Source organism: Dichotomicrobium thermohalophilum, from assembly GCF_003550175.1.
In the GTDB taxonomy this organism is placed as follows: domain Bacteria; phylum Pseudomonadota; class Alphaproteobacteria; order Rhizobiales; family Rhodomicrobiaceae; genus Dichotomicrobium; species Dichotomicrobium thermohalophilum.
This window is the reverse complement of sequence record NZ_QXDF01000002.1, coordinates 1-19,076: the sequence shown is the minus strand read 5'-3', so window position 1 is coordinate 19,076 and position 19,076 is coordinate 1. Positions and strand designations below refer to the sequence as shown.

The 19,076-nt window shown below is 61.0% G+C and carries 13 protein-coding genes and 1 tRNA gene; 6 read left to right on the top strand and 8 right to left on the bottom strand.

All coding sequences use genetic code 11. From position 1 onward, the window contains the following. From BXY53_RS10090 to BXY53_RS10070, 5 genes are all read right to left on the bottom strand, one after another. Entirely contained in the window at positions 1-3,378 is a 3,378-nt protein-coding gene (locus BXY53_RS10090) for an ATP-binding protein (protein ID WP_119061881.1), read from the bottom strand. 146 nt (positions 3,379-3,524) lie between these two features. Beyond that, on the bottom strand, positions 3,525-4,565 hold the full coding sequence (locus BXY53_RS10085) for a hypothetical protein (protein ID WP_119061880.1): 1,041 nt from the start codon (positions 4,563-4,565) through the stop codon (positions 3,525-3,527). A gap of 129 nt (positions 4,566-4,694) precedes the next feature. Further along, the gene (locus BXY53_RS10080; protein ID WP_170144411.1) at positions 4,695-7,010 is read right to left on the bottom strand and encodes an outer membrane beta-barrel protein; all 2,316 of its coding nucleotides are present in this window, start codon (positions 7,008-7,010) and stop codon (positions 4,695-4,697) included. A gap of 187 nt (positions 7,011-7,197) precedes the next feature. Beyond that, the gene (locus tag BXY53_RS10075) at positions 7,198-7,779 is read right to left on the bottom strand and encodes a hypothetical protein (protein ID WP_119061878.1); all 582 of its coding nucleotides are present in this window, start codon (positions 7,777-7,779) and stop codon (positions 7,198-7,200) included. 224 nt (positions 7,780-8,003) lie between these two features. Continuing rightward, on the bottom strand, positions 8,004-8,474 hold the full coding sequence (locus tag BXY53_RS10070) for a hypothetical protein (RefSeq protein ID WP_119061877.1): 471 nt from the start codon (positions 8,472-8,474) through the stop codon (positions 8,004-8,006). Between the two features lie 548 nt (positions 8,475-9,022). Here BXY53_RS10070 and BXY53_RS10065 point away from each other — a divergent pair. From BXY53_RS10065 to BXY53_RS14145, 4 genes are all read left to right on the top strand, one after another. Beyond that, positions 9,023-9,112 (top strand) — tRNA-Ser (locus BXY53_RS10065). 477 nt (positions 9,113-9,589) lie between these two features. After that, the gene (locus BXY53_RS14150; RefSeq protein WP_170144410.1) at positions 9,590-13,624 is read left to right on the top strand and encodes an Eco57I restriction-modification methylase domain-containing protein; all 4,035 of its coding nucleotides are present in this window, start codon (positions 9,590-9,592) and stop codon (positions 13,622-13,624) included. Further along, positions 13,621-17,067, top strand: coding sequence for a helicase-related protein (locus BXY53_RS10055; RefSeq protein WP_170144409.1), 3,447 nt, complete (start codon positions 13,621-13,623; stop codon positions 17,065-17,067). Before BXY53_RS14150 ends, BXY53_RS10055 begins: the two co-directional genes overlap by 4 nt. Before the next feature lie 314 nt (positions 17,068-17,381). After that, positions 17,382-17,558, top strand: a complete 177-nt coding sequence (locus BXY53_RS14145; RefSeq protein ID WP_170144408.1) for a hypothetical protein — start codon at positions 17,382-17,384, stop codon at positions 17,556-17,558. Between the two features lie 29 nt (positions 17,559-17,587). On the opposite strand, the gene BXY53_RS10050 is transcribed toward BXY53_RS14145, so the two are convergent. Genes BXY53_RS10050 through BXY53_RS10040 form a run of 3 tightly spaced genes read right to left on the bottom strand, consistent with a single transcriptional unit; the run spans position 17,588 to position 18,403 of the window. Continuing rightward, entirely contained in the window at positions 17,588-17,851 is a 264-nt protein-coding gene (locus BXY53_RS10050; RefSeq protein ID WP_119061874.1) for a DUF2442 domain-containing protein, read from the bottom strand. A gap of 20 nt (positions 17,852-17,871) precedes the next feature. After that, positions 17,872-18,132, bottom strand: a complete 261-nt coding sequence (locus tag BXY53_RS10045) for a DUF4160 domain-containing protein (protein ID WP_119061873.1) — start codon at positions 18,130-18,132, stop codon at positions 17,872-17,874. Between the two features lie 34 nt (positions 18,133-18,166). After that, positions 18,167-18,403, bottom strand: a complete 237-nt coding sequence (locus BXY53_RS10040; protein ID WP_245410436.1) for a transcriptional regulator — start codon at positions 18,401-18,403, stop codon at positions 18,167-18,169. A gap of 91 nt (positions 18,404-18,494) precedes the next feature. On the opposite strand from BXY53_RS10040, the gene BXY53_RS10035 reads away from it, so the two are divergent. Together BXY53_RS10035 and BXY53_RS14140 are read left to right on the top strand one after the other, a co-directional pair. After that, on the top strand, positions 18,495-18,776 hold the full coding sequence (locus BXY53_RS10035) for a hypothetical protein (protein ID WP_119061871.1): 282 nt from the start codon (positions 18,495-18,497) through the stop codon (positions 18,774-18,776). Positions 18,777-18,835: 59 nt separating this feature from the next. Next, positions 18,836-18,997, top strand: a complete 162-nt coding sequence (locus BXY53_RS14140; RefSeq protein WP_170144407.1) for a hypothetical protein — start codon at positions 18,836-18,838, stop codon at positions 18,995-18,997. Positions 18,998-19,076: the final 79 nt, after the last annotated feature.

Below are 19,076 nucleotides of genomic sequence, written 5' to 3'. Positions count from 1 at the left end.
CTACTCCGCTGGCGTCGCGACAGCCTCCGGCTCGGCGCTGCGTAGGTAGTGCGGGTAGACGGTGATCAGCCGGTAGGGCTTGTAGTGCTGGTTGCGGATGAATCCCTGCAACTGGCCGAGTGAGGCCGCCTTCTGCCAGACGCGCTGACCTTCCACCGTGCTGGTGCTGGAGCAGAGCTTGCGCACCGTGGCTGCCTGATGCCGCGCCTCGGAGTTCGACAGGAAGATCTGCGTCTCCAGGCTGCCCGCCAGATCGTCGGGGATATCGACCGGAAACTGCGTGCCGATCGCAATGGCTATGCCGAAGGCGCGGCCCTCCCGCGCCATTTCCTGCAGGCGCTGGCTGTCCTTCACCCGCCACGCCTCGTCGAACACGAACAGCCGGCGCAGAACGCGGGGCGCCTCGCCGCGCAGTGCATGGCCGTGCGCCTGAATGATGATGAGTTCGGCGATCGCCGCCTTGATCTCGTCGTTCGGCAGGTCGTGCAAATCGAGAACGATCTTCTTTTCCAGCAGATCGCCGAAGGTCAGAGGCGCTGTCTCGTCGCTCGGGAACAAGCCGAGATCGAAGAGCGGATCGACGCGGTTGAGCAGCGTCTGGGATTCCTTGTGCTCGCGTAGATACTCCACAACGTCGCCGAAGCCCGGTGCGGTGATCTCCCCGGCGCGGTACCAGTGCTGCAGGTTGATGCCGCGATCCTCGAAACCCTGGCGCAGCGCGTTCTTCAGCTTCGCCTGCTGTTGCGTGCCCAACCCGAACACGCGCTGGAAAATCTCCGAGATGGTATGAATATGCCGGATCGGCTGCACCTCACCCTGCATCCCCGGTACCGGATGCAGCGGATTGAACGGCAGGCCGGCGCGGCTGACGTCATAGACCGACAGGCCGAGCGGCTTGGCAAACCTGTCGTCGGCGTAATCGTTCTTGAAGTCCAGAATACACATTGGATAGTCGGCGCGCGCCATCGCGTCGATCAGCACGCGCAGCGTCTGCGTCTTGCCCGAGCCGGGATCGCCCGTGACGAGGAAGCCAAAATTGAGCAGGCGATCCTCCGGGTGGTGCGGATCCCAGTAGATCGGCGTCTTGGCGTCCGAGGTGCCAAGGAAGACCTGAAAGCGATCGGATGCGGCTGCACGCGCCTCATGCTTCTTGAAGTCGATAACGGCTTCCTCGGTCATCGCTGGCTCTGCTGGTTCTTCAGAGGACTCGACCTCCGCGATCTGATCCAGGTCTTCCGCCGCTTCCGGCTCCAGGGCGTCCGCCCGGTCTTCTGGGGCGGAGCCGGCCGGCGTGACCTCGGGCGGCGGGGCGGCATGGTCACGCTCCTCCGGCTCGCGCTCCATCTCCGGCGCGGGCGCGCTGATCTCGATGGTCGGCAGGAAGATCGCCCGCAATGGCGCGATCCGGCTGAGCAGGAAGCCTGTCTCTGCCCGCCAGGCGCGAAAGCCGCCTTCGGACTGATGCGCCTCGACAAAGCGCTTGGCCGCGCTGAGCATCTGCCAGTCCGCCGGCTCGAAATCCACGACGATGCCACCCGCCGCGCGCAGCTTGTCCAGCGGCCCGGCCACCTGCGCCGACTTGCTGCGCGGAAAGCGTTGCTTGCCCACTATGACCGGGCGCGCGTCCCCGGCGTGGCGGCGCACCGATTCGATCTGCTTGGCGAGACGATAGTCGCGGTTGATCGCCGTGCAGATGCCAAGGAAGCGCATTTCGCTCTGGCCCGCCTCCCCGCCGCTGAAAGTGAGTTGCAGCCCCTTGGTCTGCGTTTCCGTCAGCGTGCTGGCCTCTGCGCGCACCTGTACCGGCGCGAGCTCCGCCGCAAGCGCGCTGGCGGCCCAGCGCAGCAGGTCGAGCCGGTCGTCATCCGTCTCCGGCACGTCAAAGGCGGTGTGCTGGTCGAGATGATCCTGCCAGGCCTTGGCGTAATCGCGCGCGGACTGCGGCACGGGTGCGGCCGGGGCCGCGTCATCAAAGAATTCCGCCTCTTCCGGTAGCCGTTCCAGGTTCAGCGCCATCGCGCGGAACCGCGCCAACTCCGAAAGCGCCTCGCGGATGCGCGCGCCGACCAGCCCCTCCACCAGCCAGTCCGGGATCAGGTCCATCAGTGGCGCAGTGTCTTCCATGTCGGCCATGCGTGCGACGCGTTCCATGCGCCGCTCGAACAGCGTGCGAAGCTGGTTGCGGTTCGGCGGCTTCAGATAGGCGGGCGCGAGCGACAGGCGGATGCGATCGCGTGTGGACTGAACCAGCTTGTCGTGCAGTTCCTCATAAACATTGCGCAGCGAGGCCAGCACGATCGAGATGTTGGGGAATTCCTGAACGAGGTTGACCGCCTTCTCGATCGCGCGGACATACAGCGACTCGTTCGCCAGCGACCAGAAGGACTCGAGCTGATCGAAGGCGAGCACGAAGGCGCCGTCCACGGCGCGCGCAGCCGTCGAGATGTCACCCAGCCGGCGGCGGTATTGCTCGGGCCGCTCCAGCGGGGCGAAGCTGAGGCCCGGGACTTCGGTCTCGGCCGCATGGCCGCCGAGCGCGTCGAAGCCCGCCAGATCGCCGCCGTAATGCAGCAGCAGCGCCTTGACGAAGTCCTCGCTCACGACGTTGTTGGTCCGCTGATGGATGAAGCGGCGCAGGCTGCGCGCAAGCGGCGGCACCGCCTCCAGGCAATCGAGATCGCCCGCTTCCGCCTTCGCCTTGAACGTCCGTGCATCGGCGGTTCCGAGCTGTGCGAGCAGCGCGTGTGCCAGGTCGATCAGCGGCGGATACCATTCCGGGGCGCTGCCGCGGCGCACCAAGAGCATGGCGATCTGCTCCGGCGCCGGGACGGCGCGGCCATGCGCACGCCGCTCCATCTCATCGGCCAGACGCGGCGCGAACTCATGCGCAAGCCGCTGGCACAGCGCACGATCCTCGTCCTGCACCGCCTGACGGAACGGCGCGGCGTCCTCTGCCGGCAGCAGCCCAAGCAGCGCCTTCGCGTCATCGCCGAGTCGGGGAATGCCGAAATAGGGATTGTTCAGCTCGCGGATCACCGCTTCGAGCATCCAGCGGTCGTAATCGGCATCCGTCACCGGCGAGGTCATCTGGATGACGGCCGGATAGAGCTGCCCCTGCACGGCAAGTCTCCGCAGGCTGGCCGCAAGCAGGTGGGTCTTGCCGAACCCGGCCTCGCCCAGGATCAGCGCGATGCGCGCGTTCGGATCGGAGTCGCCCGCGCGAGTCGCGCGCACGGCGGAGGTGATGGCGCCGCGCGCTTCGGCATGCAGCGACTCGACGTCGAAATTGACCTCATCCTTCGCGCTCTGCAGCGAAGCGGTCTGGGAAAAGACGCCGTTAAAGCGCGGATCTATGAAGATGCTGAACGCATCGCTCATGAATTTCGGCCCTCAAACATCAAGGATCGTCTTGAGTCCGGGACTACGCCGGAGTAGTGATTGCATCGGATCTTTCGTCATGCCGCGAAATCGTGAAGATTTTGTTTTTATTTGATGGAAATGCTGGGCAAGAACCCACGGACGCGCTACTCAACAACGACGAAATGCACCACATCTCCGGCCCGTGTTGGCGTCGCCGAGCGTTTGCGCAGGTCGTCATCCATCAGATCAGGGATGTCCAGCCGCGTAAGGTGGAAATCTGCGCCGGCGCGCACCGCCGCCCAGAGGCGGGACTTGAACTCGTCGAGCGAAAGCGGTGCGTGGCCCTTCGCAATGTAGGCGTCATAAACCTGCGCAATGGCGACCTGTCCGCCGGAGAAGGTGCCGCCTCGGGCCCTCGGCGTTTTGAGCTTGCGGGCGAGCGCGGTGACAGCTTGCGCGAAGTCCTCTGGCTCGGCGACGATGCCAGTTTTGGCCGGTTCGGACGCGGTCGCCGCAGGCGCGTTTTGGACCGCTGCCCGCACGAGTGCCCGGCGCAAACCGCCGACGCCTGCCGACGCGCCCGGCAGAATGCGCCGCAGCAGCGCCGGCGTCGCCTGATCCACGTTGCCGCGCGTCAGACCGCAGAACCGCAGATAGAGCGTGCGCGTTAACGGATCATTCGGGCCGGTCATATCGGTAGGACCCTCCGCGCTGAGCAGGTCGGGGCACCGCGCTGCTGCGACACGCCACACCAGCGCGGCGCGCATCGCGCTCAGTTTCGGGCAGATTGCCGGGTCCGCCAGATCGAAAAGCACGGCGAGCGTGCACGCGTAGAAATTCCGCGCATCTGCCAGATACCGCCTGGTCACGGGCTGCCGCGCATCGAGCCTCAGCGCGAGCGCAGGCAATTGCCACTCGGCCAGCGTCGGCCAGTCTGCCTCATTCAAGTCGAAGCGCCTCTCCGCCTCCGCCTGCCCCGCCGTGGTGAGCCGCCAGCGGCCGCCCGCCGTCTCCGCCAGTCCTTCCGCTGCCAGTGCCTTCAGCGCGCCGCGTGCATTCGCCACGCCCCAGGGTTTCACGCTGCGCCCGACAATCGTGGTTGACCCTTGCAGCGACGCCAGGCAGGCGAGCGCCACGTCCCGCGGCCGGATGGCTTGCAGCCGCGTCAGATCAGCGGATGGCAGGCTGGGAAGCTGCGTGGTCATGCTGCGAAACGGCGTTTCGAATCCCGCGGTCGGCGAATCATTGCGAAATGATCGCGCGCACAGGTTGTCGTGTCGAGGCCCGGCGCGCTTATCCCCGGTGATTGGGGAAATTGCGCAATGGCTGAACGATCAGAACCTGACCTTCAGGCCAACCGTGTAGTTCATGCTGTCATCGGACGAAAGCTCGCTGCCGACCTGCGTGCCGACAATGCCGAAGGGGGAGCCGCCGCTTTCGTCATCGTTGTTCAACGCCACCGTGGGGACATAGCCGAGGTATTCCGCCTGCCCAAAGACCTCCAGACTGCCCCACTGGAGATCCTTGCCAAAGCTGAGATGGACACCGGCGATGACGGTGGTGTCGTCGTCGTCTGCATCGACGCTGCCCCATTCTCGGATAAATTCGTTGGGCCCGACGAGGACGTAACCATCGTAACGCCCTTCGTATTCCGCGTGCGCGCGATAAAGACCGCCCTGGGCATCGACCCCGAAAACCCAGCCGTCCGGCAGCGTGAACCTCTCCTCGAAACCTATGAAGCCGCCGTAATAGTGCGTGTCGATCCGCTGGTCATAATCGACGGGACGAGGGCTAAGCGGATCGCTGGCATGAAGATCGGTGCGCTCGTTCAGGCCGCGCACGCCCACACCGATCTTCCACGGCGCTACGTACCGGGCGGGCATGGAATCCTTCAGGCCGCCTTCCAGCCCGGCGAAGCCGGTATCGACCGACACACCCCAGTAATGCAGTGTCCTGTCAGTTTCCGTGGTCAGATCGCCGAAGGGGCCGGTGTTGTTCTCTTGCTCCGGGTTGAAATCCAGGATGTTCACATAAAAGCAATTTGAATCTTCCCCGAATTCGCAGCCCGTCCGATCACTGCCGTCATAACGCGCATAAAAGCCTGCAAAGCCGAAATTCAGGAACTTGCCGTCGCCCAGCGGGTGCATCGCCGCATTGTCGATGCGGGCATCGAAACGCACCCCGTCGAGTTCGCCGTCATGCTCCTGGAGGCGAGACGCCGCCTCGTCGAGGAAAGGCTTGTAGGCAATGTTGCCCATTCTGATCTCCGGTAGCTCGAACCAGGAATAACCAGCGGAAAACGAGAATTCCGACAGGCCAGGATACCGAAGCTCTTCGTAGTAGGTCAGGCGTTCCAGATCGCCGTTCAGCCGCGGATCCTCCCCATCCACGATCACACGAACGCCAGCCAGCGCACGGAAGCGCTCATAATCCAGATCCTGCAAGTCCTGCTCGAAAAATTCGTAACGCACTTCGGAATATAGCTGCATCCGGGGCGAATAATTATAGGCTATGAGGGCGTCCAGTTCGGTCGAATTGTATTCGAAGCTGTCGCCAATCTCCCGAATATGCTGGCGCACGGCGCGGAACGAAAGCTGCAGCCCCGGCAGTGGGCGATACGTGCTCTCGATTTCAAAGGACTTGATATCCGACAGCCGGCTGAACGCCGCGGATGGCTCACCGATCACACGCTCGACGGAAGCCGCCAGCGAGAAGAACTGGCTCGGCCGCCAGGTAAGCGCGGCATCGAAATAGCTGGACTGAAAGTCGTCGACGACGTCGTCCTCAAGTTCGCGGTAGTTCCAGCGCCAGCCGAAGTCGCCATGAAGGACGGGCGAGAACACGATGCGGACACCGGTCTTGGCATACATGTCGTCCGCGTCGCGGTCGACCTCATCTTCTAGCTCCTGGTTGGTGTAGTTGACATCGGCGACATTCCCCTCGCCATACAGACCAAACCAGTTCCGGGTGCCCACCAGGACGCCGGCCGCAGCTTCTGTCCGCTGTGCGTCATACGAGTCGGTACGATAGAGCGACTTCATCGCCTCTGGGACGTCGGGTGATACGGTCCCCGATTCCAGATACTGAATATCGGTGAAGCGGCCCCGGAGAAAGGCGGCAAACAAGGAGTCCTGATAGCCGAGTTCGGTAAAGGCGCCGGCGATTCGATCCTCCGTAAAGGAGAATTCATCGTTTTCGAACAGCCCTCCTGCCTGCAGCGAGAGCCCGGGCGCGAGCATGTGAATGATCTTGCCCTCCAGGTAGCCTTTCAGGCGGTCGGCGCGGTCAACATCGTCCGTGAAGTGCTGCCACGCGCCTTCTCCCGAGAACTTGACAAGCGTGCGGTCCCAGACGGCCGTGAGATTCAGTCCGACGCCCGTCAGGAACACCGGCGAGCCTTCCTCGTCGAATTGCTTGTCCGGGTTGCTGTCATAGCCGGCAGCGGTAAAGGCCGTGGGGGTGACGATGATGCCCGGCCCCAGCACAATCCCAACTTCCCTGGCTTGCTCGGGATCGCTCGCCTGAAGCTTGTCGGCAGCGCGTTCGAAGGGCTGGTCGTTCGCGGTTGTCGGCTGCGCGAGCGCGGCGCGCGGATCGGCGGCAAGAAGTCCTAGTATGATCAATGTGCAGGTGCGCAGTTCTCGGCGCATGTTTACCCCCATCTGATTCCCGCCGACAGCTGTTTGATGGAGCCAGTCGGCGGTTTGCGTACATGAACGGAACGACTTGAACGCTCTCGACCTTCACAACGCGACTTCTGGGAAAACTTACGCCGATACCTTTTGAACTCCTTCACGCTCCAGTTGAAACACTAACGCTACGCTTTGCGCTGGCTGGCTAATTCTGCGTTCCGCCTGACGCATCCGTCTCGGTCTTTGTGATCACCTCTAGATAGCCGCCAGATGCAGCCGATATATTCGTATCGCCGGTGGCTATGCTGTAGGTGCCGTCTTTCGTTGTCCGGGAAAGCGCGCGTGCGATTTCCTCAACCACGACATAGGCCCGGCCGTCGATGTAGATAACGACCTGATTTTCCGAGCGCGCCTTGGCCAGGACATTGTCGCCCTTGGCATAGATCTGCGCCCTTGCGGATTTCTGCTGGTCGTATTGGGCCTCGCCGCCCTCAACCACGAAGTTGGTAAAATTTCCCGCCGCCGCGTTCGCCCAGGCTTCCTTCAGGCCGCCGGGGATCTCCACCTCCGCGCCTGACGCGGCATCGGCGAAGGTATGCGACTCGTAGAACGCGCCGCCGGCTTCGACCGTGGTCCAGGTATCCGAGGTTGCCTCACCGGACGTGAACGCCGTATATGGCTGCGAGAAGCCCGGGTCCGCTTGCGCAGCGGCCGTCCCGGCCAGGATCACCAGGGCTGAAAGCAGCCCCACGGGCCAGGTGCGACCCTTCGTCTGTTCGATGGACATGTTGCCCCCATCGTCATGCCGTCTTGCCCAAAAGTCGTGCGCTGATTACCGCCGGTCAGAATGAAGCTGCCGCCGATACGGGCGGATGAGCCTTGCGCATCCCACAACCTTTGATCGCAGACCGGCGCGCACGTTGGCTCCCTCCGCTCGTCAAACGACGTCAAAGCGGAGCGCGAACAGTCTTTCCGCCGACCGGATGAGCCGGCGGAAAGACGATCAGCCATCTACTGGGAAGAAGGCACGTTGTTCATGTCGAGGTGACGGCCACGCGGCTCGAAGTTGCCAGCCTTGAAGCCCAAGAAAGCACCTACACCAGAACCCGCGACGGCGCTCGAATGCGACTGGGCAGAGCCATGACCATAATCGGTCTCGAAGCCCGACCTGTTAATGGAACCAGATTGCGCCATCGTGGTCCACGCCTCGAACTCGCCGTTCTTGTTTTTCTTGCCGCAGCGATTGCAGTCCTTGTTGGTCTCGTGGACCTTGGTGGTGGTGCTGTAGGCGTCGGTCTTGCTCCAGGTCTTGCCGTAGTCCTTGCCATACTTGAGCTTGGCGTCACCATGAGCGCCAGCGTCACCATAGGCCCCCTTGCCGTAGTTGAAGCCGACGCTCTGGAAGCTGTAGCCACCAGCCTGAGCCGCGGTCGACACGCCAGCCGCCAGCGCGGCAATCGCCACAATACGAACGATTTTCATGATAATCTCTCCGATGCTTGGTTGTGTTACCGGGTTACCGGGAAGCCTGTCTGCCCACGGGCTTTCCGGTATTTTGCGGTTCGGAATCGCTTTCCGAAGCCGCAAAGCGCTTATACCAACGGCACAATAAAGAAACAATGAATGCGTGCATTACCGGAACACTCTTCAACCTGTCATTGAATAGTGTGATGTATTTTTGCAACGATTGTGTGTTAATGCTTGCACCACGGTGCGAATCGCTTTCAAAGTTTGAGTTTGGCCTGTCTGGAGGCCGTTAACCTTTACGTCCAGGCTGGCCTTATCTGCCGGCGCAGAGCCGTCATCTCATCTTGTCGATGGGCACAGGCCGCGAAATCTCCTTCGACTGACATCCTCCGCGCGATCCAATGCGTGTTCCGCCGCGAACCCGGCACGATCCGGGGCGCTCGCCGGCGTGCTTCTGTGAAGGCGGAGCGCCCGCGGTTGACAGCAGCTGGCAGGCTATCAAAGGTGTTGCGGTCGACTTTGCGTCGCCCGGTTTGAAGCTCTATCTTCAGCATAGACCCGCCGGAGGGGTGGCCGAGTGGCTTAAGGCACCGGTCTTGAAAACCGGCAGGCGGGAGACCGTCTCGTGGGTTCGAATCCCACCCCCTCCGCCAATTACTCGCAAAAAATGCTGGAATTTCAAGGGTTTACGCCAGAAACCGCGAATCTGGTCCCACGCTGAGTCCCTCATCGCGCACGATTTCGGCGATGCGAGACATAACCGACATTCGACGATTCTTCGATGTTGATAGCGCGGAGGAGCCGCGCTGGTTCCTGGGATTAGCCCGCTCCTCTTTCGCACCCCTTCCCCTGGCTAACGCGAAAGGTCCTCTCGCTAGAGCATGCCCCCGAATTGGAAAGTTCGGGTGCCCACTGCGCTGCACAGCCCCAAGGGACCGAACAACGTCAATGCCTGTTTTCTTCTATGGCAGCGAACGCATCTGCACGTCGGCGCGGTGCTCGTGGAACAATTAAGGTCGGGTCGCTCTTCGCTTAATCCATAACACGGGTGGTGATATTTTCCCCGAGCGCAGGCGCGCGAATCATCTTCCGCTTCACTAGTGTCAGAAAACATAAAAAACGAGGGAGAGATGAATTTCCTTCCAGATCACGAGCCTCGAGAGGTTGCGCTATCCGCTACGGCAGATCTGTCCAATATTGAGCTTTATATCGGTCGCGGACAGCTGGCCTTAGAGGTTGTGGTCGCTGAGGCGGGCACCGCTCCAACAACCGAAAAACTCAGAAAAATCTGGAATGAACGAAGCCAGGGCCGTGCAGCGCCTCTGCTTGTGGTCATCCGCACAACTCACACCGCATCGATCTGCGGTCCCGGTGGCGAGCAACCGCCTGTATTCAGGGGTGTTGAGCTCGATCAAGCACGGCGGCTTTGTAGCAAGGCCCTTGATGCGGAGGATCGGCATCAAGCGCTATTGTTCCTCACGGCCGCTCTGCCCTCTCTCGAAAGCGAGTTGCCGGGTGTCAACAACCAGGGACTCTTCTCAGACCATGAGCTGATGGTTGGCGCGCGACGCCGGAGCGATTGGAGCTCGGCTGAAACGAAGGCGGCCCGGGTGCTGGGGCATGAAGATGAAGACCTCTTGCGCGCACTGGGTTTCGATGTGCAGCGGGTCGATTCGGTTACGAGCATTCTGAAGTGTGGCGAGCGGCACCGCGCCGTGGCCGTTCTACTAGACGATCGCGAAACACCTGAAGGGGCGTCGGATCGGTTCCAGGCAATGTCTCCAATGTCCTGGGCCTTGAATCAGGCGGAGAACCGCGGCCTCCCATGGGTCGTGATGATACAGGGCGGCGCGCTCAGACTATGTTCGCCTGATCCTGACGTGGGCGTGGGGCGCCGCGGGGGTACTTCTACCTGGCTGGAAATCCAGACCGATATCTTGCGGCCCAGCGACGGCGCCTTGCTCTGGCTCCTCTTTTCCGCCGAAGCCCTGGACCGCGAAGGCTCGGCAGAACAACTGCTCCAGACCTCACGGGACTTCTCCGCCGACCTCGCCGAACGCCTCAGAGAGCGCATCTACAATAATGTCATGCCGGCGTTGGCCGCTGGGGTCGTGCACGCGCGCAACCTTCAGAAACCATCGGCTGAAGACCTCCATCTCACCTATGAGATGGCTCTCACCTTGTTATTCAGACTGCTCTTTATTGCGTATGGCGAAGATCGCGATCTGCTGCCCTACCGGACGAACGAGGCCTACCGTCATCGAGCCCTCAAAACAAAGGCGCGCGAGATAGCGGACAATCCGGATGCACCGATTCCGGAAGGTACGGGCCTCTGGCACGAGATCAGCGTCCTGTTCGACGCCATCCGCAAGGGCAACGCTCAGTTGGGGGTTCCGCCGTACAATGGCGGGCTTTTCAGCAGCGATCCGGCCGTCTCGACGGCAGGGGCCGCCCTCGCAGAAATCGCCCTGGACAATGCGAATCTCTTCCAGGCTCTCCGCCACTTGCTGACGATAGAGAATGACGACGGTGTCATTGGGCCCGTAGACTTTCGCGCGCTTGGCGTGAGGGAATTCGGCACGATCTACGAAGGCCTGCTCGAATCCGAGCTGGACGTAGCTGAACAGGACCTCGGGACCAAAAGGCAAAAGAAGCAGGAGGTCTTTGTCCCTGCCACCGGCAATATGCGCGTTGAGGTGCAACAGGGCGAAGTCTATCTGCACAATCGATCGGGCGCCCGGAAGGCAACTGGAAGTTACTTCACGCCGGCCTTCGCGGTCGAGCATCTTCTGGACGAAGCACTCGAGCCGGCTCTTACAGACCATCTCGCGCGACTCGATACTTTGGACGAGACCGAAGCTGCCGAACGTTTCTTCGACTTCAGGGTGGCAGATATTGCGATGGGAAGCGGCCACTTCCTTGTCGCCGCCGTCGACAGGATTGAACGTGGTCTGTCGCGTTACCTCGCCAAGCGTCCGCTGCCCGCAGTGCGCCGAGAGCTGGCAAGTCTTCGAGCCGCGGCGACCAATGCCCTGAAACAATACCAGCCGGAAGAGTCCATACGGATCGAGGATGACCAGCTTTTGCGCCGGCTTGTGGCCCGCCGGTGCATTTACGGTGTGGATTTGAACGAACTTGCCGTACAGCTCGCGCGTCTTTCGATCTGGATCCACACCTTCGTGCCTGGGCTACCCTTGTCGCTGCTCGACCATAGCCTTGTGCGCGGGAACGCACTGGTGGGTATCGCGACGGTCGACGAAATTGCGCAGCGTTTCGAGGAAGCCGGAATCGGGCTGTTTCCCGTGGACGCCAGCAATCTGCTTGGCAATACCCAGGAGCCACTGAAGCGCCTGGCGACGCTGGCCGATGCGACCCCCAAAGATATCGAGGAGGGGCGCAGGGCCATGGAACATGCCCGGATTGCCGCCAACGAGGTTCGCGCCCTGTGCGACGTTATCGTTGCAGAGAAGGTGAAGCCGCGCGAAATCGACTTCCAGTTCGACCAGTGGCCGGCGCTTCGCGCGACTGTTCATCGCCATCCGGCGGTGCATAAGGCGCGCGAAGAGGTGCTGAAAGGGCTGGACGTCTTCCATTTTCCGGTCGCTTTCCCAGAAGTGTTCCTGCGCGGCCGTCCAGGTTTCGACGCAATAATCGGAAATCCGCCGTGGGAGGAGGTCACGGTTGAGGAGCATGCCTTCTGGGCGCGCCATTTCCCCGGGTTGCGAGCGCTGCCGCAGCATCAACAGGAGAGCCGCAAGAAAGAGCTGGCGGAGGAGCGACCGGACCTGAAGGCGGAGCTCGATGCCGAAGTCGCTGCTTCAAAGCGCTACAGGCAAGTTCTCACTGCAGGCTTTTATCCAGGCATGGGGACGGGCGATCCCGACCTTTACAAAGCCTTCTTGTGGCGCTTCTGGACGCTTTCTGCGGACCCGGGGGGATGCGTCGGCGTTGTGTTGCCGCGCAGCGCGCTTGCCGCGAAAGGCTCCGCAAAATTGAGAGAAGCCATCTTCCGGAACAGCTCCGCCTTGAACGTCACGACGACGCTCAACAAGGGCGGTTGGATGTTCATGGATGCCGAGCATCGGTATACCATTGGCCTCGTCACTTTCTCCCGAGGCGAACCGGCCGAAGCGAGTATCGCACTGCGGGGACCTTATACTTCGCGACTTGCCTTAGAGGAAGGTCTCACCCATGATCCTCACCGTTTCAGTGTTGAACAGGTTATCAGTTGGACGAGCACAGCCAGCCTGCCTCTGTTGCCCAACGCTGATTCCATCGAGGTATTTGCACAGTTGCGCAGAGCGCCCCGGCTTGACCTCAACGACGGAAGAAGTTGGCGCGCGCGTCCGGACCGGGAACTGGACGCTACGACTGACAAACACCGCATGACATTTGCGAGAGAAAAGCCAGAAGGCTTTTGGCCCGTATACAAGGGTGAATCGTTCGACATCTGGGAACCGGATCGCGGCGAATACTATGCCTGGGCCGATCCCGAGACGGTGCAGGAACGCCTCCAGGAGAAGCGGCTGAAGAGCGCCAGACAGCGGCGGGATTCGGCACATTCCGAATTCGATCTCCATTATCTCCGGGATCCGCAGACGCTGCCCTGCTTTCGTCCCCGGATCGCCTTCCGTGATTCCACAAATCGCACCAACAGTAGGACTGTAATTACGGCATTGGTGCCCGGACAAGTTTTCCTCGCCAATACAGCACAGTACTTCCTTTGGCCGCGAGGTGACGAGCTTGACAAGGCGTTTCTCCTTGCTGTTCTCGCCAGTCGTCCTCTGGACTGGTACGCTCGTCGAATCGCCGAGTCGCACGTAAATTTCTTCATCATAAACCCATTCCCGATTCCGCGCCCTTCGCGCGCGGATCCCCTTTGGCAGCGCGCCGTTGCGCTTGCCGGCCGGCTGGCCGCGCCTGACGATCGTTTCGCGGAATGGGCCGAAGAGGTGGGCGTGGCCTGGGGGCCGCTCGCAGCGGACGAAAAACAGGACATGATCGAAGAACTCGATGCCGTGGTCGCGCACCTGTACGGGCTCCAGACACAGCAGCTGAGGCACATCTTCGAGACTTTCCAGGATGGCTGGGATTACGAAGAGCAACTTGGGCGCACACTGCGGCACTTCGAGCGACTGAAGAATTCGAGAACAGGTGGGGCATGAGTGACAAGGTAGGCTCTGGTGGCAGCCGGGTGACTTCCGCTGGCGCGCAAACCGTCTTCGTCGATCACCGCGATGGCAACAACCTGCTCGCCGCGCTGCGGGGTAGCTTGCCGGCAACGGAGTCCGAGCGCGGCGGCCTTGAGGATGCGGCCGGGCAGCGGACTTCCGAAATTTCGATCGCGACCGCGTATTTCAGTCCAGCCGGGTTCGCCGCGATTGCAGACAGACTGGAGCAAGCTAGCCGGGTCCGTCTGATGATTGGCGCGGAAGCGCCCCCCGAAGCGGTGACGCCCGAGCGCCTGCCCGGGGATCCGCCACCCGATAAATTTGAAAAAGCCCAAGTGCGGCATGGCCTCCGCGACCTCGTAATGGGGCTGCGCCGCGAACGCGACAAGCTGCCCTTCCGGCCGTCGACAGCCGCGCAACTCAAGAAATTGAGCCGGCTGCTTAGAAGTGGCCGGGTGGAAACCCGGCGCTATGAACGCTCGTTTCTCCACGCAAAGGCCTACCTCTTCGAAGGGTGGCCCAGCGGTTTTTTTGCGGGTTCCTCCAATCTTACGCGCGCAGGCTTGACCAAGAACATGGAGTTGAACCTGGGCCACTGGGATCCGGAATTGTTTCAGAAGGCCAAGTCTTGGTTCGATGAACTCTGGGATGACGCTGTACCGTTCGACCTTGCAGCGTTTTACGAAGAGGTCGACGCCCCCTTCGACCCCTACACAATCTTCTTGCGAGTCCTCTGGCAGCTATTCGGCGACGAGCTAGACCGGGAGTTTGAGGACGAAGGCGACATCCCGTTGACTGCCTTCCAGCGCCACGGCGTTTGGCGAGCGAACCGAATCCTCAAGGATTTTGGGGGCGTAATCGTCGCCGACGAGGTTGGCCTCGGCAAAACGTTCATTGCTGGCGAGATCATCAACGCATTCGCCAAACGGCGCCAGCGCGTGCTGCTTGTCTGTCCGGCTGTGCTCCGGGATACGACATGGAAAGGTTTCCTCCATGATTTTCAGATCAGTCGGGCTGTAGAGTGCGTTTCGTTCGATGAACTCGGCCGCGACGTACAGTTTAGCGATCCCAGGCGTCCGCACGCGACACAACGGAAACTGAGCCAAAACATTGATGATTACGCCCTCGTGGTCGTTGACGAAGCCCACAACTATCGGAACCCGGACGCTCCTTACCGCGCGGACGTCTTGCGCCGCTTGCTCTTCGGACCTCGCAAAGACGTCGTCCTGCTCACTGCGACTCCCGTCAACAATAGTCTCTGGGATCTGTATCATCTCACCCGCTTTTTCGTCCGGCAGGATAGCGCACTGGCCGACCGCGGGATCGTAAGCATACGGCAAAGGTTCAAAGAGGCGTCCCGCGTTGATCCGTCGAGCCTGAATCCGGACTTCCTGTTTCCGATCATCGATGCGGTCACGGTGAAGCGCACACGCGCGTTCGTGAAAAAGCACTATGTGGGTGAGAGCATCAAGGGGCGCGACGGCAGCCTTCAGCCGATCGTATTTCCAAAGCCTGAGGCGATCTCGGTCCGCTACAACCTGGATGCCCTGCTTCCGGGTTTCTTTGACATGGTCGCCGATGCGCTTGACCCGGCTAACGGGACAAATCTGTTGCGGTTTGCTCGTTATGCCCTTGGCAGTTACCTTCTCGAAGAGGACGAGGAAGCCGCGGCTGACGGCGCGATGGCCGTGGGGCTGCTTAGATCCGGTCTCCTCAAGCGCTTCGAGTCTTCTGCCTATGCGTTCCACCGCAGTCTGGAACGCATGATTGAGGAACACGAGCGCTTTCTCGAGGCATTGCAAAACGGGAAGGTCGTCCGGACAGCCTTCTTACAGGAGCTTTCAGCCTCGGATGACCTGAGTTTCGAGGAACTTCTTCAACAAAGCAACGACGTGGAAGACGCTGCGCCGTATGATACAGAGCGCCTCTACGCAGATGTTCAAGCTGACCTTCACATTCTCAGATCGTTGGCTCACGAGACCAGCAAAGTCACGCCGGAGAATGACCCAAAAATTGCTGCGCTGATCGAGCAGCTGGAGACAATTGCGGAAGAAGCCGAACGCCAAGGCACGCCAGAACTAAGCGCCAACGATCTACGGAAAGTGCTGATCTTCTCGTTTTTCAGGGATACGGTTCACTGGATCTATGAGGGTCTGCAGGCAGCAATAAAGGAGCAACCTCGGCTTGCTCCATACCGCGACCGTATCGTGACCGTCGTTGGACAAGGGCACGATCAAAGTGTGAGCCGCGAAGAAGCGGTGATGAAGTTCGCGCCCAAGTCTGCCGGCCAGTCCGGTCAGGAAGAAGCAGATCTCTACGACCTTCTGGTCGCTACCGACGTCATGGCAGAAGGCATGAACCTTCAGCAATGCCGGCACATCATCAACTATGATATGCCGTGGAACCCGATGCGGCTCGTTCAAAGGCACGGTCGCATTGACCGAATCGGGAGCCCCCATAAGCGCGTTTTCCTGCGTACTATCTTCCCAGCGGACCGGCTTGACGACTTACTTAATCTCGAGCAACGCATCCTAGATAAACTTGCCCAAGCTGCGCGGTCGATTGGCGTTGAGACGGCCCCACTTCAACAAGCTGAGAGCGGACGACAAGTCTTTTCAGAAACTCGGAGCGAGATCGAAAGGCTTGCTCAAGAGGATCCGACACTTTTTGAAATTGGAGGCACCGAGGCAGCCGCACAGACTGGGGAAGAGTATAGGCAACAGCTACGTGAAGAATTGAAGCACCGGCGAGAACGGATAGTCCAGCTCCCATTCAAGGCAGGCAGCGGCCTATTTAAAGGCCAAATAAGCGGTGTTTTCTTCCTCGCTCAAGTCGAAATGCGCGACCCTGATGAAGGTGTAAAAGACCGCCGGACTTTTACACGTTTTGTCCCGACGGCGAGCGATGGAACTTGGACACCAGATGCTCAACGAATGATTAGCGAAGTGGGAACCTGTCTGCGCCTTATCGAGTGCGGGCCCGACGCTGAAAGGTATATCCCGAAGGAGCTAGACGAAGCCATATACGACTTCTGGGAAACTGCCGAGCAAGACATCTATTCGGAATGGCAGAGGCTTTCCGATCCAGCCAATCTTCAGCCTTCAATACGACCACTCAATAAACGCGTTGCAGAGTTCATCCGAACAAATCGGCCGGTTGATATGTCGAATGAAAAATTAACACTCGCGCTCGATATTCTCGAGGCGCCTTGGCCGCGTCGTGAAGAAATGATGCTCAGGAATCTTTATAACAGTGTTGTTGGCTCTCCAACGGAGCAGGCTGAAGAACTTATCGAGTGGGTTCTTGGCTCTGGCCTCGAACCCTTTAACGCGCCTACGCCTCTCCCGCGGATCGACAAAGATAACATTGAACTAATTTGTTGGTTGGCCGTGGCCTCAGACTCGTCACAGAGTTCTACTCGTGACGCGCCAAATTAGTCAGGACGACAGTCCCCTCCGCAGTTTTCCGCGATGAACCCAACGCCGCGCATCCGGTCGTTCTCTTCTCACGGCGTCCAAGCGCACCTGGACGAGAGCGGTGAAGCTGTAGCCGAGCGCGTCAGAGCAGTGGCGGCACCTCCACAGCCGCAGGTGCACCGGCTCGCCGGTCTTGCGGCTGCAGTACCGCGGCGCGGCTTGCTGTCGTCGACCACCTGGAATCGGCGCTTCGACGCATCGCTGCTCATTTGCCGTTCAGCCGGTTACGTGCGAAACTGGCGACGAACGCGATCCGCAATCGGGAAGTAAGGGTCATGGCGCTCACCACGGACGAGAAGGAACAGATCCGCGCGTTTGTCCGCACCCGCGAACAGGACCACGAGCGCATGGAAAAAGGCGCGCGCGAGCTTGAGGCTGATCCCGAGAAGCGCGCCGCCTGGTGGCGTCGCTGGCGCCACATGCAGGCGAAGATGAACAGCTCGGTCGGGTAAGCCCGAACTCCATCAGGGGCCGCCCGCGCTCAGCGCAAGACCCATTCGCCGCGTTCGGCGATGGCGTCGTGCATCGCGTCCGGCGCGAGATCAAGCCCGCCCGGCCAGGTGACCACGCCGTGGAGGATGAAGGCGCGGGCGAACGTCTCGGGATCGGCCAGCCTGGCGAACACGCCAGCCTCCGGGGAGCGGACCAGCCGGGACATATCGACAATGCCTGTCACCCCGTCGTTGAACCGGACCCGCAAGCGATAGTCCGGCAGGGCCGTCACCTCCACCGCGTGCCACGGCATCCGCGACTCAATCGCGGGGACTATTTCAGCGGCTCGATCTCTTTCGGGTGCTGCTTTTGTGAGCATAGTTCCCAGTTCTCCAACAGTTCCGCGCGGTGCTGATCCGCCCATTCCATGGCCAGCGAGCGCGCGCGCGGCGGCAAGTGGCCGCGGATCACCTCCAGGGTGCGAATGTCGATCAGCGCTTCATCGCCCGCATAGCGCGCGTGGAAATGCGGCGGCGCGTGATCGTTCCAGAACATCTGGATCAGTATGCCATAAAACACGCTGACTGTCGGCATGGGTTTCTCCGCGATGAAGCGTGCCGCGCCGCGCTCAGACGCGCTTGCGCAGCCGCACGCCGGGGCCGCCGCCGTTCGCGTCGATGAACTCGATGCCCTCTTCCTCGAAAGCCTGCCGGATCGCTGACACTGTGCGCTCTTGCAGCTTTTCCCCCCGTGCCAATCGGGTCAGCGTCCCCGGCGCCACCTTCGCCTTGTCCGCAAACTCCCGAACGCTCAAACCCAGCCCCGCCAACGCCATCTGATATTGCTCAGGTGTCAATTTTGACATGACATGTCATTTTTGGTTGCCCATATCAATATGGGGTGTTAACGTTAGCACACCGTAGCAATTTCGCTGCGGTGAAACAAGAGGTGACGACATGGCCAGTAACAAGTTGCCAAGCACCTATCGCGCGCAGCACGAAGCGATCCTTCGGGACGTTTTCCAGCTTCTCGGCATCGTTCAGATGAGCGTTGCCACGGGCAAGGCCGGTATCACGCACAGCGCCCTGATCGACTGGCTGAAGCTCACCCTGGAGCGCGCGGGCGTCGAGCCGAATTTCGACCTCGATGACCTGATGGCCCGTGCGAAGCAGAACGAAGCGGCCAAGCAGAAGCCGCAGCAGCCCACAGAGAAGCCCGAACTCCGCGCCGTCAAGTAATCACCTGCCCCGCCGGCCGCCGCGCCGGTGGGGCGCTCTTTTGATCGTAGGAGGCGAATTTGCTCATGCAGCAGGATTTACTTTTCAAGCTCCGCGAAGCCCAGCGTCACCTGATCGAAGCCGCCCGCGCGATCGACGGCGCTTCCATTCACGTGGGCAAGCTGATCGAGGCCGTTGAGAGCAACCGCAACGCCGACAAGGAGGGAAACGATGATGCCTGAGATTCAGGACCAGTTGAACGAGCTTCATGGCCTTCTAATCGCGGCCCGGAAGATCACGCTGGAAGGCGAGTCGGGCGGC

What these genes read in the sequence shown, in the direction of transcription:
- BXY53_RS10090 (WP_119061881.1), bottom strand. Translation starts at nt 3,378, where the DNA reads ATGAGCGATGCGTTCAGCATCTTCATAGATCCGCGCTTTAACGGCGTC.
- BXY53_RS10085 (WP_119061880.1), bottom strand. Translation starts at nt 4,565, where the DNA reads ATGACCACGCAGCTTCCCAGCCTGCCATCCGCTGATCTGACGCGGCTG.
- BXY53_RS10080 (WP_170144411.1), bottom strand. Translation starts at nt 7,010, where the DNA reads ATGCGCCGAGAACTGCGCACCTGCACATTGATCATACTAGGACTTCTT.
- BXY53_RS10075 (WP_119061878.1), bottom strand. Translation starts at nt 7,779, where the DNA reads ATGTCCATCGAACAGACGAAGGGTCGCACCTGGCCCGTGGGGCTGCTT.
- BXY53_RS10070 (WP_119061877.1), bottom strand. Translation starts at nt 8,474, where the DNA reads ATGAAAATCGTTCGTATTGTGGCGATTGCCGCGCTGGCGGCTGGCGTG.
- BXY53_RS14150 (WP_170144410.1), top strand. Translation starts at nt 9,590, where the DNA reads ATGAATTTCCTTCCAGATCACGAGCCTCGAGAGGTTGCGCTATCCGCT.
- BXY53_RS10055 (WP_170144409.1), top strand. Translation starts at nt 13,621, where the DNA reads ATGAGTGACAAGGTAGGCTCTGGTGGCAGCCGGGTGACTTCCGCTGGC.
- BXY53_RS14145 (WP_170144408.1), top strand. Translation starts at nt 17,382, where the DNA reads ATGGCGCTCACCACGGACGAGAAGGAACAGATCCGCGCGTTTGTCCGC.
- BXY53_RS10050 (WP_119061874.1), bottom strand. Translation starts at nt 17,851, where the DNA reads ATGCCGTGGCACGCGGTGGAGGTGACGGCCCTGCCGGACTATCGCTTG.
- BXY53_RS10045 (WP_119061873.1), bottom strand. Translation starts at nt 18,132, where the DNA reads ATGCCGACAGTCAGCGTGTTTTATGGCATACTGATCCAGATGTTCTGG.
- BXY53_RS10040 (WP_245410436.1), bottom strand. Translation starts at nt 18,403, where the DNA reads ATGTCAAAATTGACACCTGAGCAATATCAGATGGCGTTGGCGGGGCTG.
- BXY53_RS10035 (WP_119061871.1), top strand. Translation starts at nt 18,495, where the DNA reads ATGGCCAGTAACAAGTTGCCAAGCACCTATCGCGCGCAGCACGAAGCG.